Raw genomic sequence first — 13,608 nt, forward strand, 5'->3', positions numbered from 1 at the left:
CGGGGCCGCGTCCCCAGCTATTCCACTTTGCTGAAAGTCCCCTCATGGAAATCGAACAAGCCCCGACCGAAAAGCCCTATACCAAGCCCGAAGGCGAGCGCCGCGGACTGGTGCTGGTGAACACCGGCAACGGCAAAGGCAAGAGCACGGCCGCGTTCGGCCTGGCGTTGCGGGCGCACGGCCGCGGCAAGTCCGTCAGGATCTTCCAGTTCATGAAAGTGCCCACCGCACGCTTTGGCGAGCACCGGATGTTCGAGCAACTGGGCATGCCCATCGAAGGCCTGGGCGACGGCTTCAGCTGGAAGAGCCAGGACCAGGAACACTCGGCCCAGCTCGCGCGCGAAGGCTGGGAGCGCGCGCGCACGGCGATTGCCTCGGGCGCGCATTTCATGGTGGTGCTCGACGAGATCACCTACCCGCTGATCTATGGCTGGCTGCCGCTCGAGCCCGTGCTGCAGACCCTGCGCGATCGCCCGCGCGATGTGCACGTGGTGCTCACGGGCCGGCGCTGCCCGCCAGAAATCATCGCGCTTGCCGACACGGTGACCGAGATGACGCTGATCAAGCATGCCTTCCAGGCGGGTATTCCCGCGCAACGTGGCATTGAAGACTGATGGCGCCGCGCGGACAATGGCCGGACCCATTGGCTTGAAGAAACGGCCCCACCATGACCACCATCCCGAGCCCTGCGCGCACTGAAGAAATGCCCGGTGCCACGCTGGCCGCGCTGCCTTTTGACGCGCCGGACCGCGCAGCCGTCTACCGCGCGATCCACGAACGCCGCGACATGCGCCATTTCAGCGGCGGCACGGTGGCCGAGGACGTGCTGCTGCGCCTGCTGCGCGCCGCCCACCATGCGCCCAGCGTAGGCTTCATGCAGCCCTGGCGTTTCGTGCGCGTGCGCGAGCGCGCAATGCGCGAGCGCATCCATGCGCTGGTCGAAGCCGAGCGCCAGTGCACGGCGCAGGCCCTGGGCGAGCGCGAAAGCGAGTTCATGCGGCTCAAGGTCCAGGGCGTGCGCGATGCGGCCGAAGTGCTGGTGCTGGCCATGCCGCCGGGCCGCGAGCAGCATGTGTTCGGCCGGCGCACGCTGCCCGAAATGGATGTCGCCTCGGCGGCCTGCGCGATCCAGAACCTCTGGCTCGCGGCGCGTGCAGAAGGCCTGGGAATGGGCTGGGTGTCGCTGTTCGATCCGGTCGCGCTGGCCGCGCTGCTGGGCATGCCCGAAGGCAGCCGGCCGCTGGCCGTGCTGTGCCTGGGCCCGGTGCCCGCGTTCTATGCCGAGCCCATGCTGCAACAGGAAAAGTGGGCGCAGCGTGCGGCGCTGGGCGACATGCTGTTCGATGAAGTCTGGGGCCAGCCGGTCAGCGGGGAAGCGCCCGCGACAGACCGCTCAGGGGCACACGCCCCCAAGGATCCATGCTGATCATCAACGGCTATCTCTGGTGGCTTCTGGGCACGGCCGCCGTGCTGCTGGCGTTGGTCATTGACCGCTGCTGGGGCGAGCCGCCCGCGCGCCTGCACCCCGTGGTCGGCATGGGCAATTTCCTGGCCTGGAGCGGGCGCCGGGTCGGCGCCGGCAGAGCGCTCGAGCCCGGCGACTGGCGCCAGGGTTATGGCGCTTTCCTGCGCGGCGCACTGGCCTGGACGCTGGGCGCGCTGCTGGTGACCGCGCTCTATGCGGGCCTGCAATCGCTGCTGCTGCGCATGCCATGGTGGCTGGCGATCCCCTTGCTCGCACTGCTGCTCAAGCCGCTGTTTGCCTGGCGCATGCTGCAGGCCGAAGTGCAGGCCGTCGAAGCGGCGCTGCAGCAGTCGCTGGCGGCGGGGCGCGAGCGCCTGTCGTGGCTGGTGAGCCGCGATGTGACGCAGCTGAGCGAATCGCAAGTGCGCGAAAGCGCGCTCGAGACCCTGGCCGAGAACCTCAATGATTCGGTGATCGCGCCGCTGTTCTGGTTTGCGCTGCTGGGCCTGCCCGGCGCGGCGCTGTACCGCTTCGCCAACACCGCCGATGCAATGTGGGGCTACCCCGGCTGGCGCAATGAGCGCCACTGGCAATGGGGCGGCAAGTGGGCCGCGCGCGCCGACGATCTGCTGTCCTGGATTCCGGCGCGCCTGACCGCGCTGCTGCTCGCGCTGAGCGCGGGCGGCCTGTCGCTCGCCAGTCTGTGGCGTGAAAGCCGGCGCACGCCATCGCCCAACGGCGGCTGGCCCATGGCGGCGCTCGCGCTGGCGCTCGATGTGCGCCTGGGCAAGCCCGGCTCTTATGTGCTGCATGCCGCGGGCCAGCCGCCCGAGGCGCGGCATACGGCGCAGGCGCTGCGCCTGACGCGCCGCGCGGTGCATCTGCTTGGCGGGCTGACAGGGCTTGCGCTGCTGGGCCTGGTGGCGTGGCAGGCATCGGTCGCTATGGTGTGGTTCCATGTGGTCTGAACACACACACGGCGGCACCGACGCCCTGGGCGTGCCTGCGCATGATTTCTCCACCAACCGCAACGCCTGCGGCCCGTGTCCTGAGGCAATGCAGGCATTGCAGGCCGCGCATGCGCAGCAATACCCCGACCCGGCCTATGCCGCGCTGCGCCAGCGGCTGGGCGACTTCCACGGCATCGCTGCCGCGCGCGTGGTGCTTGCCGGCAGCGCCAGCGAGTTCATCTACCGCATCAGCGCCCATGCGGCGCGCCTGGGTCTGCGCCAGGCGCTGCTGCCCGCGCACAGCTATGGCGACTATGCACAGGCGGCGCGCGTCTGGAGTCTGGCGTGCCTGCGCCTGGAGGGGCAGGGCCCTTGGCCAGGCTCAGGGCGAAGGCTGCAGCGGGCCCTGCACTGGGCCTGCGAGCCGTCTAGCCCATTGGGCCAGGCCGACCCCGCGCTCGCACACTGGCTGGCATCGGGTGACGCGGGCGCGGATCTGCGTGTGCTCGACTGCGCCTACCAGCCGCTTCGCCTTGACGGCCGGCAAAGCGCAAGCGCTGCCGGGGTCTGGCAGGTCTGGACACCGAACAAGGCGCTGGGCATGACCGGCGTGCGCGCGGCCTATGCGCTCGCACCCGAAGGCGCCGAGGACCACGTCGCCGCCTTGCAGGCGCTGGCCGCATCGTGGGTCGTGGGCGCGCATGGCGTGGCCCTGCTCGAGGCCTGGACCACACCGGCCGTGCAGCAGTGGGTGGCGCGCAGCCGCGACCAGCTCGCGCAGTGGAAGGCTGCGCAGATCGATCTGTGCACGGCGCTGGGCTGGCAGGTTGTGCCCGGCAGCCTGGCGAACTATTTTGTCGCGCGCTGGCCCCAGGCCGAGTATGCGCAGCACGCCGGCATGGCCGCGCGCCTGGCCTGGCTGCGCGGCGAACACGGCATCAAACTGCGCGACGCGACGAGCTTCGGCCTTGCCGGCGCGGTACGGCTGGGGGTGCTGCCCCCGGCATCGCAGCAGGCGCTGGCACTGGCCTGGCGCTCGGCGCAAAACACCAAGAACACACCATGAATCCCAAGACAAGCACTTCACTTCCCCTGCCCACGCCCGGCCAGCGACCCGCGCTGTGCGTGATGGTGCTGGGCACCAGCAGCGGCGCGGGCAAGAGCTGGGTCACCACGGCGCTGTGCCGCTGGTACCGCAACCAGGGTTTCAAGGTCGCGCCGTTCAAGGCGCAGAACATGAGCAACCATGCACGCGTGGTGCCGGCCGCGGAGGATGCCTGGGGCGAGATGGGCACGGCCCAGTACCTGCAGGCGCTGGCCGCGGGCTGCGCGCCCGACGTGCGCATGAACCCGCTGCTGCTCAAGCCCGAAGCCGACATGCGCAGCCAGGTGGTGATGCTGGGCCAGGTCGACAACGCGCTCACGCAACTGCCCTGGCGCGAGCGCAGCGCCCATGTCTGGCCGCGCATCGCCCAGGCCCTGGACGCGCTGCGCGGCGAGAACGACGTGGTGGTCATCGAAGGCGCGGGCTCGCCCGCCGAAATCAATCTGCACAGCAGCGATGTCGTCAACATGCGCGTCGCGCGCCATGCGCAGGCGCATTGCCTGCTGGTCAGCGACATCGACCGCGGCGGCGCGTTCGCCCATCTCTACGGCACCTGGGCGCTGCTGCCTGCCGAGGAACAGGCGCTGATCCGCGGCTTCGTGCTCAACAAGTTCCGCGGCGACGCGCGCCTGCTCGCGCCCGGCCCGCAGATGCTGCAGGACCTCACCGGCGTGCCGGTCGTGGCGACCATCCCCAGGCTCGCGCGCCATGGCCTGCCCGAGGAGGATGGGGTTTACGACGCGGGTGCCGACGAACTCGACACCGGCGCGGTGGTGCACACCACGGTGGCGGTGATCGCCTACCCGCGCGCGAGCAATCTCGACGAATTCCAGCCGCTGCTCAACGTGCCCGGCGTGCGCCTGGTCTGGGCGCGCAGCCCGGCCCAGCTGCAGGGCGTTGACTGGGTGATTCTTCCGGGCTCCAAGGCCACGGCCAGCGACCTGCGCTGGCTGCGCCGCCAGGGCCTGGACGCCGCGCTCACGGCCCATGTGGCCCGGGGCGGGCGGCTGTGGGGCATCTGCGGCGGCCTGCAGATGCTGGGCGAGGCCTTGATCGACCTGCACGGCGTCGATGGCAACGAGGCCGGGCTGGGTCTGCTGCCGCTGGTCACGGTGTTCGAAGTCGACAAGCGGCTGCTGCGCGCCGAGGTGCGCATGCCCCAGCTGGACGCGCCCTGGCAGGCGCTGTCCGGCCTCGACCTGGAGGTCTACGAAATCCACCATGGCCGCACGCGCGTGCGCGATGACATGGTGGCCGCGGGCATGGGCGTGCACGAGCGCGTGCCGGGCCGCGTGTGGCAAAGCGCAGACGGCCGCATCCTGGCGAGCTACTGGCATGGCATGTTCGAGAACGCCGCCGTCGTCCAGGCCTTGCTGGGCGCGAATGCGCCGACGCTGGACAGCGTCTTCGAGCGGCTTGCCGCCGGCGTCGAGGAGTGGTTTGCGCAGCTGCCGGCGCGGGCCTGAACGCGCCTGATGTAGGTTCGCGCCTGCAGTCGCAGGCGGGCTGGGCTGATAAGGCGGGCGGGCAAACTGCCGCAAGCTGTGTAACGCAAGCGATGAGGCCGCTCCCGCGGCTTACTCGTTTTCCATCGATTCACTTTGGAGAAAGTTACCATGAAGTCCACCTGGTCCCGCTCCTTGCAAATGACACTGTGTGCCGCCGCCGTCTGCGCGCTCGGCGTGGTCAATGCACAGACTCCATCCTCTTCACCATCCGGTGCCGCCATGCCGCTCGCAGTTGCCCAGGCGCCTGCGCCGCCACCGCCGGGCGCGGGTCAGCACGATGGCAAGAAACCGCCCCATATGAAGCGTGATCACCGTGGTCACAAGGGCGAGCGCCACCAGGGCCAGCGCGGTAGATATGCGAGCCCGCATGACCACGAGGCCGCCGCGGTGCGCGCCGAAGAGCGCGCCGGCCGCATGCCACGCGACCAGGACATGGACCAATACCAGCGCAATGCCCTGGCGCGCTGCGATGCATTCCGCGAAGCCGACGACCGCCGCTCGTGCGTCGAACGCGTGCGCTCGGCGGAAGTCAGTGGCAGCGTAAGGGACGGCGGCGTGCTGCGCGAGTACACCGAGCAGGTGCCCGTGCAGCCGTAACGGCGGGGCACTGCGCAACACGAGGCCCTTCGGGGCCTCTTTTGCAGCTGGGTCGCCTCAAGGAAAAAACATCCACCTGAGAAGGCTTGGCCCCCGACGCAGCGACGCGAAGCGAGCAAGCGTGGGGATTTGTTCACGCGCGCAAGACCATGACCCGCGCGCGAGGATGGTGCAGGCCCGGCCCATGCACCGCGCGGGCCGGCGATACTCGCGGTCTTTGGACTTTGCCGCTGGCCGGTGCGCGATGACTCGTTTTTTGCCTGAAATCCCTTCCATTCACGACCCTGCATGGAATGCACGCGTGCAAGCGCTGATCGACCACAAGACCAAGCCCCTGGGGTCGCTTGGCATGCTCGAGCGCATCGCGCACCGGCTGGCCTGCATTCTGCATTCGGAGGCACCGCAACTGGAGCAGCCGCAGATGGTGGTGTTCGCGGCCGACCATGGGCTTGCGGCGCGCGGCGTGTCGGCCTATCCCGTCGATGTGACCTGGCAGATGGTCGAGAACTTTCTAGCGGGCGGCGCCGCGGTGAGCGTGTTCGCGCGGCAAAACGGCCTGGCCCTGCATGTGATGGATTGCGGCGTGGCGCGCGACTTCGCCCAGCGCCCGGTGGTGGCCGGCCGGCCGCGGCTGTGGCACTGCAAGGTCGCGCATGGCACGCAGGACTGCTCGGCGACGGCCGCGATGAGCGCCGCGCAGTGCGACGCCGCGATGCGCCATGGCGCGGCCCTGGTGCAGGCGCTGCCGGGCAATGCCTTGCTGCTCGGTGAAATGGGCATAGGCAATACGTCCTGCGCGTCGCTGCTGCTCGCGCGGCTGTGCGCGCTCGACGTCGCCCAGGTCACGGGCGCGGGCACGGGGCTCAATGCTGCGGGCGTGGCGCGCAAGGTGGCCGTGCTGCGCGAGGTGCTGGCCTTGCATGGCGCGGTGCAGGAGCCGCTCGACGTGCTCGCGGCCATGGGCGGGTTCGAGATCGCGGCCATGGTCGGCGCGGTGCTGCAGGCCGCGCACGAGCGCCGCGTGATCGTGGTCGACGGCTTCATCACCACGGCCGCGGTGCTGGTCGCAAGCCGCCTGCGCCCCGCGGTGCTAGAGCGCTGCGTGTTTGCCCACCGTTCGGGCGAGCCGGGCCACACCATCGTGCTGCAGGCGCTGGGCGCCGAGCCGCTGCTCGACTGGGGCCTGCGCCTGGGCGAAGGCTCGGGCGCGGCGCTGGCCTGGCCGCTGCTCGAGTCGGCCTGCGCGATGCTGCGCGACATGGCGAGCTTTGCCTCGGCCGGTGTCGCGGGGCAGCAGACCGAAGTCGCCGGGGGCTGAGCGCCACACCGTTCGCCCTGGGCCTGGCGCAGGGCATCCTGGCGCAGGGCATCCTGGCGCAGGGCGCCTGCCCCTCACGATAAAAGCGCCTCAGGGCGCCAGCGTCTTGGGCTGGAAGTCGCAGTAAGTCGAAACGATGCACTCCCAGCAGCGCGGCTTGCGCGCCTGGCAGACATAGCGCCCGAGCAGGATCAGCCAGTGGTGGGAGTCGACCGCATACGCGGGCGGAACGCGCTTGAGCAACTGCTTTTCAACGGCCAGCACGTTGGCGCCGGGCGCCAGGCCCGTGCGGTTGCTGACGCGGAAGATATGCGTGTCCACGGCCATGGTCGGCTCGCCAAACGCGACGTTGAGCACCACGTTGGCGGTCTTGCGGCCCACGCCCGGCAGGTCTTCGAGTGCCTCGCGCGTGCGCGGCACCTGGCCACCATGCCGCTCTATCAGCCGGCGGCAGGTTTCTAGCAGGTGCCTGGCCTTGCTGTGGTACAGCCCTATGGTCTTGATATATGACTCCAGGCCGTCGAGGCCCAGGTCGAGAATCGCCTGGGGCGTGTTGGCCACGGGAAACAGCTTGCGCGTGGCCTTGTTGACGCCGACATCCGTGGCCTGTGCCGACAGCAGCACGGCCGTGAGCAGCTCGAACACCGTGGTGTATTCGAGCTCGGTGTTGGGCATGGGGTTGGCCGCCTTGAGCGTGGCGAAAAAGGGAACGATCTGCGCAGTCTGCATGGGGGAAGCCCGAGGCAAAAGGCGATTGTCGGGCAAAACCGCGCACGCGCGCTGCAGCGGCGCCACGCCAAATCCTGGCGCGCGCAGTGTATTGCGCGCATGGCGTGCAAATTTGATGAAAAATGCAGGGTTGGCGGCCGCGCGCGACTGCCACCGAATTTTGTTGCTGAAACGGACCCTATCTATGCAATTCGCCGAGCGTCTGAACAATGTGGAGACTTCCGCAATCCGTGAACTTTTCAAGTTGCTGGGCAAGCCGGGCATCATCAGCTTTGCCGGCGGCTTTCCCGACAGCGCGCTGTTCGACGTCGCGGGCATTCGCGCGGCGAGCGAGGCCGCGCTGAGCCACGAGCCGGGCGCTGCGCTGCAGTACGGCGCGACCGAAGGCTACCAGCCGCTGCGCGAACAGCTCGCCACCTTCATGGCTGCCAAGGGCGTGAGCGGCGTCGCGGCCACCGACCTCGTGGTCACCACGGGCAGCCAGCAGGCGCTCGACCTGCTGGGCAAGACCATGATCAGCCCCGGGGACAAGGTCATCGTCGAAGGCCCGACCTTCCTGGCCACCATCCAGTGCTTTCGCCTCTATGGCGCCGAAGTGATCAGCGCGCCCATCGATGACCAGGGCGTGGATACCGATGCGCTTGAAAAGCTCATCGCCGAGCACCAGCCGAAGATGGTCTATCTGATCCCGACCTTCGGCAACCCCAGCGGCGCGACGCTGAGCCTCGAGCGCCGCAAGAAGGTGCTGGCGCTGGCCGTCAAGTACCAGACGCTGGTCGTGGAGGACGACCCCTACGGCGACCTGTACTTCGACGCGCCGCCGCCGCCCAGCCTGCTGGCGCTGTCTGCGCAGGTGCCAGGCAGCCGCGACTGGCTCGCGCACTGCGGCAGCCTCAGCAAGGTGCTCAGTCCCGGCCTGCGCATAGGCTGGCTGGTCGCTCCCGAAGCTCTGCGCGATCGTGCGGTGATGTGCAAGCAGTTCAGCGACGCCAACACCAGCACCTTTGCCCAGGCGACGGCGGCGCAATACCTGCAGGCCGGCAACATGCCCGCGACGCTGGCCAAGGTGCGCGCGGTCTATGCCGAGCGCGCCCAGGCCATGGGCGACGCGCTGCGCAAGGAGCTGGGCGACGCGGCGAGCTTCGTCGCGCCCCAGGGCGGCCTGTTCCTGTGGGTCAGGCTCACCGGTGCGCGCGGACAGTTGCAGGATGCGAATGTGCTCGCCAAGCGCGCCATCGACAAGGGCGTGGCCTTCGTGCCCGGCCCACCCTTCTTCGCGCAGAATCCCGATGTCTCTAGCTTTCGCCTGTCGTTCGCGACCGCCGACGTGGCCAGGATCCAGGACGGCATGGCCCGCCTGGGCCAGGCGCTGCGGGGCTGAGGCATGGCCGACGACCAGGCGCAGCGCGCGCAGGAACGCATCACCGAGCTTGAAATCAAGGCCAGCTATGTCGAGGACACGCTCGACCAGCTGAACATGACCATCTACCGCCAGCAGCAGCAGATCGACGCGCTGATCGCCGAAGTGCGCAACCTGCGCCAGCAGGTGCCGGCCGAAGGCGGCGGGGGCGGTCGCAATCTGCGCGACGAATTACCACCTCACTATTGAACGTCGATCAGCAATGCAAAAGGGCTTCCCGGGGAAGCCCTTTTTGCGCCTATGGGCACCGCCGCGCGCAGGCCTACTCGGGCGCCTTGTTCGCAATCGTCTTCATCTTGCCCAGGAACAGCAGCAGGAAGAAGATGCCCATGCCAATGATCAGCAAAATGGAGATCAGGCTCATCAGGCCGTAGTCGGTAGAGAACAGGTCGATCCACAATTTCATGCATAGCTCCAGTCGGGCCCGGGGTGCGGCTCCGGCGCCATGGGAGGACTATCGCCGCGGGCCAGGCCTTGGCGCTTGCGCCAGGTCAAGGGCCGGCGCAAAAAGCGCCATGGCAGGCCTCATCCATGCAATTGCGCTCAGGCCCGCAGGTCCATCGCCGTTTGGACTACAAGTGCTGGCGTGTTTCGCAGGCAAGCTCAAGGTGTTGCGGGCGGATTGCGAAAGCGTCCGTACCGCCGCAGCAGGCGCACAGGCCGCTACACGCGCAGCCGGCGCGCCGATGGCCCTTTGTTTTCAGCAGGAGCACACATGACCACACCCGAACAACGCAATAACCTCAATCTTGACCCGATCACGGACGAGCCCGGAGCCCACCCCGTAGGCACGGGGCTGGGGGCCGGTGGCGGTGCGCTGGCCGGTGCTGCTGCGGGCGCCATCGGCGGCCCGGTGGGCGCGGCCGTGGGTGCCGTGGTCGGTGCGGTGGCCGGCGGCCTCGCGGGCCACGGCGTGGCCGAAGCCATCAACCCGACGGCCGAAGAGGCCTACTGGCGCAGCACGTACGACAAGCAGGACTACTACCGGTCGGATTACAGCTATGACGACTATGCGCCGGCCTATCGCGCCGGCTGGGAAGAGCGCGCCGCGGGCCGCGACCGCTGGGAGCAGGTGCGTGATGACTGGTCGCGCCGCTGGGATGGCGAGCCCCATGGCTCGCGCCTGCGCTGGTACGAGGCCGAGCCTGCGGCCAAGGCCGCGTGGGAGCGCGCCAACGAACACTATGTGTTCAACAAGCAGGAGTGAGCGTCCGGGCCTCAGCCCGGTGATTTTTTCGGCGCCGCAGCCCCTGCCTCTGGGCCATCCGCAGGCAGGGGCTGCAGCCAACCGGCGGCGGCCGTGATCACGCAATGCGTCAGACGCTGCAGCCCGGCCTGGGCGTTGCGCGCATGGGCCCAGTAGAGCGGGATATCCACGCCCGTGTCGGGCAGAACTTCCACCAGCGTGCCCGCATCGAGGTAGCGCTGGATCAGCACCGTGGGCTGCATCGCCCAGCCTACGCCCGCCTCGCAGGCGCGCACGAAGGCATAGGCCGACGGCAGCCAATGCTTGGGCGGTCCATGGCGCGAAGCCAGTCCCTGGGCGTGCAGCCATTTGTCCTGCATCGCATCCTTGCGGTCATAGCTGAGCATGGGCGCGCGCGCTATTGTTTCGGGGGTCACGCCCTGCGCAAAGTGCTGGCGCATGAAAGCCGGGCTCGCGGCCGCGACATAGCGCATAGAGCCCAGTGGCCAGGTGTTGCAACCCGTGATGCTGGTCGATGTGGCCGTCACCGCGGCCATGACCGCACCTTCCTTGATGCGCTTGGCCGTGTGGTCCTGGTCGTCGATGCTGATGTCGAGCAGCTCGTTGCCTTCGCGCGTGAACGCCGCCATCGCATCCATGAACCAGGACGACAGCGAGTCGGCATTGACCGCGAGCTTGAGTGTCGGCGGCATGAACTGTCCTTCGGACACCAGCGCCGGGTTGGTGCGGCGCAGTTCGTTTTCAAGCAATGCGACCTGCTCGACATGCAGGCACAGCCGCCGCCCGGCTTCGGTGCCCGTGCAGGGCTGGCCCCGCAGCACCAGCACCTGGCCCACGCGTTCCTCGAGCAGCTTGATGCGCTGCGAGACGGCCGAAGGGGTGATGTGCAGCTTGCGCGCGGCGCGCTCGAAGCTGCCTTCGCGCACCACGGCGGCCAAGGCTTCCAATCCGGCGTAGTCGAGCATCAGTTTGTCTTAATAGGTTGCAACTAATTTAATTTTACTTAATATCTGGATGAATCGACAATTTCCCTTATGTGGACAACGTTGATTTCTTCCTCCTGGATCGCGGGCTTTACCGTCTGCCTGTCTTTGATCATCTCGATAGGCGCGCAAAACCTCTATGTGCTGCGCCAGGCCGTGCAGGGCCGGCATGTGCGGGCCTGCGTGGCGTGGTGCGTGTTCAGCGATGTGCTGCTGATCGGCATCGGCGTGGCCGGCATGTCGCAGCTGCTCGGGCGTGAGCCCGACTGGGCCTATTACCTGTCGCTGGGCGGCGCATTGTTCCTGCTGGCCTATGGCCTGTACGCGCTGTGGCGCGTGTTTTACGCGGCCGATGTGGCGCTGCAGGGCGCGCACGCCGCGCAGCGTGGCCTGCTGAGCGTGCTGAGCACGCTGGCCGTGATCACGCTGCTCAACCCCCATGTCTACCTCGACACGGTGCTGCTGGTCGGCAGCATAGGCGCACGCCAGGACGGTGCGCTCAAGGCCGTGTTTGTCGCCGGCGCGGCCTGCGCGAGCCTGCTGTGGTTCATGCTGCTGGCCTGCGCGGGCCGGCGCCTGCAGCACTGGTTCGCCCACCCCATGCCCTGGCGCATGCTCGACGCGCTCACCGGCGTGATGATGCTGGCGCTGTCGTGGTGGGTCTGGAGCGGTATGGCCGCCGTGGCCTGAGGCCGTCGCTGAAGGCCGTCAGGCCAGTTTTGCGAGGACTTCCAGCAGGTTCCATTGATTGCACTGGATCTGGTAGTGCCCCGTGGTGCCCAGCTTCTGGCTCTGGGCCTCGATCACGATCACATTGCCCAGCGCGCGCGCGGCGGACAGCGGGCGGATCTTGTCGTACTGGTGGGCTTCGGCCACGTCGCCGCGAAACAGCAGCAGCGGCGCGCTGGCGTCGGGCTGGCCGTACTTGCGCGCATACAGCTCCAGCGTCTTGGTGCGCGTGACTTCGTTCAGGCCGACGTGAACCGCCTGGTCCAGGCAAAGGGCAGGGGGAGGGGACAGCGTATCTTCAGACATGGAGAGATTCCGTGGGCGAAGGGAAGAGTGCATCGCGCGGGAGGAGCTCCCGTGCGGGCGGCATGGCGCCGATTTCACCATAGACGGCCTCAATTGTGTTGCGTTTGATTACATTTTTGTGTCGTTCAAGGCTGCCGTCGGCCCATGAAAAATGGCCCCCACGCTCCCCTTGCTGCGCAAGGTCCGCGCTGGGAGGCGAAGCCCCCCAGATGCTTTTCATCTTGGGGCGGCCCGGCTATGAAAAATGGCCCCCACGCTCCCTTTGCTGCGCAAGGTCCGCGCTGGGGGGCGAAGCCCCCCAGATGCTTTTCATCTTGGGGCGGCCCGGCGATGAAAAAAGCGCTGCCAGGCAGCGCTTGATCAGGAGGCAGTCGCCACTCAGAATGCCGGAACCACGGCGCCCTGGTACTTGTCCTGCAGGAACTTCTTCACGTCTTCGCTGCGCAGGGCCTGCATCAGCTTGGCGATCTCGGCGCTGTCGGCGCGGTCCTTGCGCGCGGCGACGATGTTGGCGTAGGGCGAGTCCTTGCCTTCGATGAACAGCGCGTCCTTGGTCGGATTGAGCTTGGCTTCGATCGCGTAGTTGGTGTTGATCAGCGCCAGATCGACGTCGGCCAGGGCGCGCGGCAGCAGCGGCGCTTCGAGTTCGCGGAACCTGAGCTTCTTGGGGTTCTTCACCACGTCGAGCGCAGTGGGCGTGAGGCTCTTGGGGTCCTTGAGTTCGATCAGGCCTTGCTTGGCCAGCAGCAGCAGCGCGCGGCCGCCGTTGGACGGATCGTTCGGGATGGCCACGGTGGCGCCGTCCTTGAGGTCCTTGATGTTCTTGATCTTGCTGGAGTAGGCGCCGAACGGCTCGACATGGACGGTGCCGTTGGGCACGGCCACGAGCGAGGTCTTGCGGTCCTTGTTGTAGCTGTCGAGGTAGGGCTGGTGCTGGAAGAAGTTGGCGTCGAGCTGCTTGTCTTCGACCGCGGCATTGGGCTGCACGTAGTCGCTGAATTCGCGCACCTGCAGCTCGATGCCCTGCTTCTTCAGCGCGGGCTTGATGTGGTTGAGGATTTCGGCGTGGGGCACGGCGGTGGCCGCGACCTTGAGTACCACGTCGGCCGCATGGACGGTCAAGGCCAGGCTCGCAAGGGCAATGGCGGACAGGGTTTTCTTCAGCATGACAAAGGCTTTCCTGGATGTGGATATATCGATCAACGCCAGCGCCGAAACCAGTGAACCTGCAGCGCAGCAGACGCTAGTCTAGTGCGCTGTGGATGGCGCGCGCATCAAAAAAGCAATTTTG

General features: G+C 67.8%; 16 protein-coding genes. 11 read left to right on the forward strand and 5 right to left on the reverse strand.

Translation table 11 applies throughout. The features are described 5' to 3' along the window. Positions 1-44 precede the first annotated feature (44 nt). From cobO to cobT, 7 genes are all read left to right on the forward strand, one after another. Positions 45-614 carry a cob(I)yrinic acid a,c-diamide adenosyltransferase gene (gene cobO / locus GVL12_RS18435; protein WP_159916754.1) on the forward strand — a complete coding sequence of 190 codons (570 nt, stop codon included), beginning with the start codon at positions 45-47 and terminating at the stop codon, positions 612-614. A 53-nt stretch (positions 615-667) separates the two neighbouring features. Beyond that, positions 668-1,426, forward strand: coding sequence for a 5,6-dimethylbenzimidazole synthase (gene bluB, locus GVL12_RS18440; RefSeq protein ID WP_200843888.1), 759 nt, complete (start codon positions 668-670; stop codon positions 1,424-1,426). Then, positions 1,420-2,433, forward strand: a complete 1,014-nt coding sequence (cbiB, locus tag GVL12_RS18445) for an adenosylcobinamide-phosphate synthase CbiB (RefSeq protein WP_159916757.1) — start codon at positions 1,420-1,422, stop codon at positions 2,431-2,433. The genes bluB and cbiB overlap by 7 nt, the downstream gene beginning before the upstream one ends. After that, positions 2,423-3,481 carry an aminotransferase class I/II-fold pyridoxal phosphate-dependent enzyme gene (locus tag GVL12_RS18450; RefSeq protein ID WP_159916760.1) on the forward strand — a complete coding sequence of 353 codons (1,059 nt, stop codon included), beginning with the start codon at positions 2,423-2,425 and terminating at the stop codon, positions 3,479-3,481. Before cbiB ends, GVL12_RS18450 begins: the two co-directional genes overlap by 11 nt. Next, positions 3,478-4,986 (forward strand): cobyric acid synthase, encoded by a 1,509-nt coding sequence (locus GVL12_RS18455; protein WP_200843889.1) that lies wholly within the window; start codon positions 3,478-3,480, stop codon positions 4,984-4,986. The genes GVL12_RS18450 and GVL12_RS18455 overlap by 4 nt, the downstream gene beginning before the upstream one ends. Before the next feature lie 339 nt (positions 4,987-5,325). After that, a complete protein-coding gene (locus tag GVL12_RS26335) occupies positions 5,326-5,625 on the forward strand; it encodes a hypothetical protein (protein ID WP_200843890.1) in 300 nt (99 codons plus the stop codon). A gap of 244 nt (positions 5,626-5,869) precedes the next feature. Continuing rightward, entirely contained in the window at positions 5,870-6,943 is a 1,074-nt protein-coding gene (gene cobT / locus GVL12_RS18465; RefSeq protein WP_159916765.1) for a nicotinate-nucleotide--dimethylbenzimidazole phosphoribosyltransferase, read from the forward strand. Positions 6,944-7,033: 90 nt separating this feature from the next. Here the strand turns inward: cobT and nth are convergent, their stop codons facing one another. Next, positions 7,034-7,672, reverse strand: coding sequence for an endonuclease III (gene nth / locus GVL12_RS18470; RefSeq protein WP_159916768.1), 639 nt, complete (start codon positions 7,670-7,672; stop codon positions 7,034-7,036). Between the two features lie 184 nt (positions 7,673-7,856). On the opposite strand from nth, the gene GVL12_RS18475 reads away from it, so the two are divergent. Both GVL12_RS18475 and GVL12_RS18480 read left to right on the forward strand, forming a co-directional pair. After that, positions 7,857-9,053, forward strand: coding sequence for a PLP-dependent aminotransferase family protein (locus tag GVL12_RS18475; RefSeq protein ID WP_159916771.1), 1,197 nt, complete (start codon positions 7,857-7,859; stop codon positions 9,051-9,053). A 3-nt stretch (positions 9,054-9,056) separates the two neighbouring features. After that, positions 9,057-9,281 (forward strand): SlyX family protein, encoded by a 225-nt coding sequence (locus GVL12_RS18480; RefSeq protein WP_159916773.1) that lies wholly within the window; start codon positions 9,057-9,059, stop codon positions 9,279-9,281. Positions 9,282-9,354: 73 nt separating this feature from the next. On the opposite strand, the gene GVL12_RS18485 is transcribed toward GVL12_RS18480, so the two are convergent. Further along, complete coding sequence (locus GVL12_RS18485) at positions 9,355-9,498, reverse strand: DUF3149 domain-containing protein (protein WP_159916776.1); 144 nt, start codon at positions 9,496-9,498, stop codon at positions 9,355-9,357. 309 nt (positions 9,499-9,807) lie between these two features. Between GVL12_RS18485 and GVL12_RS18490 the strand changes: the two genes are divergently transcribed. Beyond that, positions 9,808-10,299 carry a hypothetical protein gene (locus GVL12_RS18490; RefSeq protein ID WP_159916779.1) on the forward strand — a complete coding sequence of 164 codons (492 nt, stop codon included), beginning with the start codon at positions 9,808-9,810 and terminating at the stop codon, positions 10,297-10,299. 11 nt (positions 10,300-10,310) lie between these two features. Here the strand turns inward: GVL12_RS18490 and GVL12_RS18495 are convergent, their stop codons facing one another. Beyond that, positions 10,311-11,264 (reverse strand): HTH-type transcriptional regulator ArgP, encoded by a 954-nt coding sequence (locus GVL12_RS18495; RefSeq protein WP_159916781.1) that lies wholly within the window; start codon positions 11,262-11,264, stop codon positions 10,311-10,313. Positions 11,265-11,333: 69 nt separating this feature from the next. On the opposite strand from GVL12_RS18495, the gene GVL12_RS18500 reads away from it, so the two are divergent. Further along, positions 11,334-11,972 (forward strand): LysE family transporter, encoded by a 639-nt coding sequence (locus GVL12_RS18500; RefSeq protein WP_159916784.1) that lies wholly within the window; start codon positions 11,334-11,336, stop codon positions 11,970-11,972. Between the two features lie 18 nt (positions 11,973-11,990). Here GVL12_RS18500 and GVL12_RS18505 read toward each other — a convergent pair whose 3' ends face one another. Next, positions 11,991-12,317 (reverse strand): hypothetical protein, encoded by a 327-nt coding sequence (locus GVL12_RS18505; RefSeq protein ID WP_159916786.1) that lies wholly within the window; start codon positions 12,315-12,317, stop codon positions 11,991-11,993. A gap of 378 nt (positions 12,318-12,695) precedes the next feature. Beyond that, positions 12,696-13,484, reverse strand: a complete 789-nt coding sequence (locus GVL12_RS18510) for a MetQ/NlpA family ABC transporter substrate-binding protein (protein ID WP_159916788.1) — start codon at positions 13,482-13,484, stop codon at positions 12,696-12,698. Positions 13,485-13,608: the final 124 nt, after the last annotated feature.

This window comes from Pantoea sp. 18069 (genome assembly GCF_902706035.1).
GTDB lineage: Bacteria > Pseudomonadota > Gammaproteobacteria > Burkholderiales > Burkholderiaceae_C > Comamonas.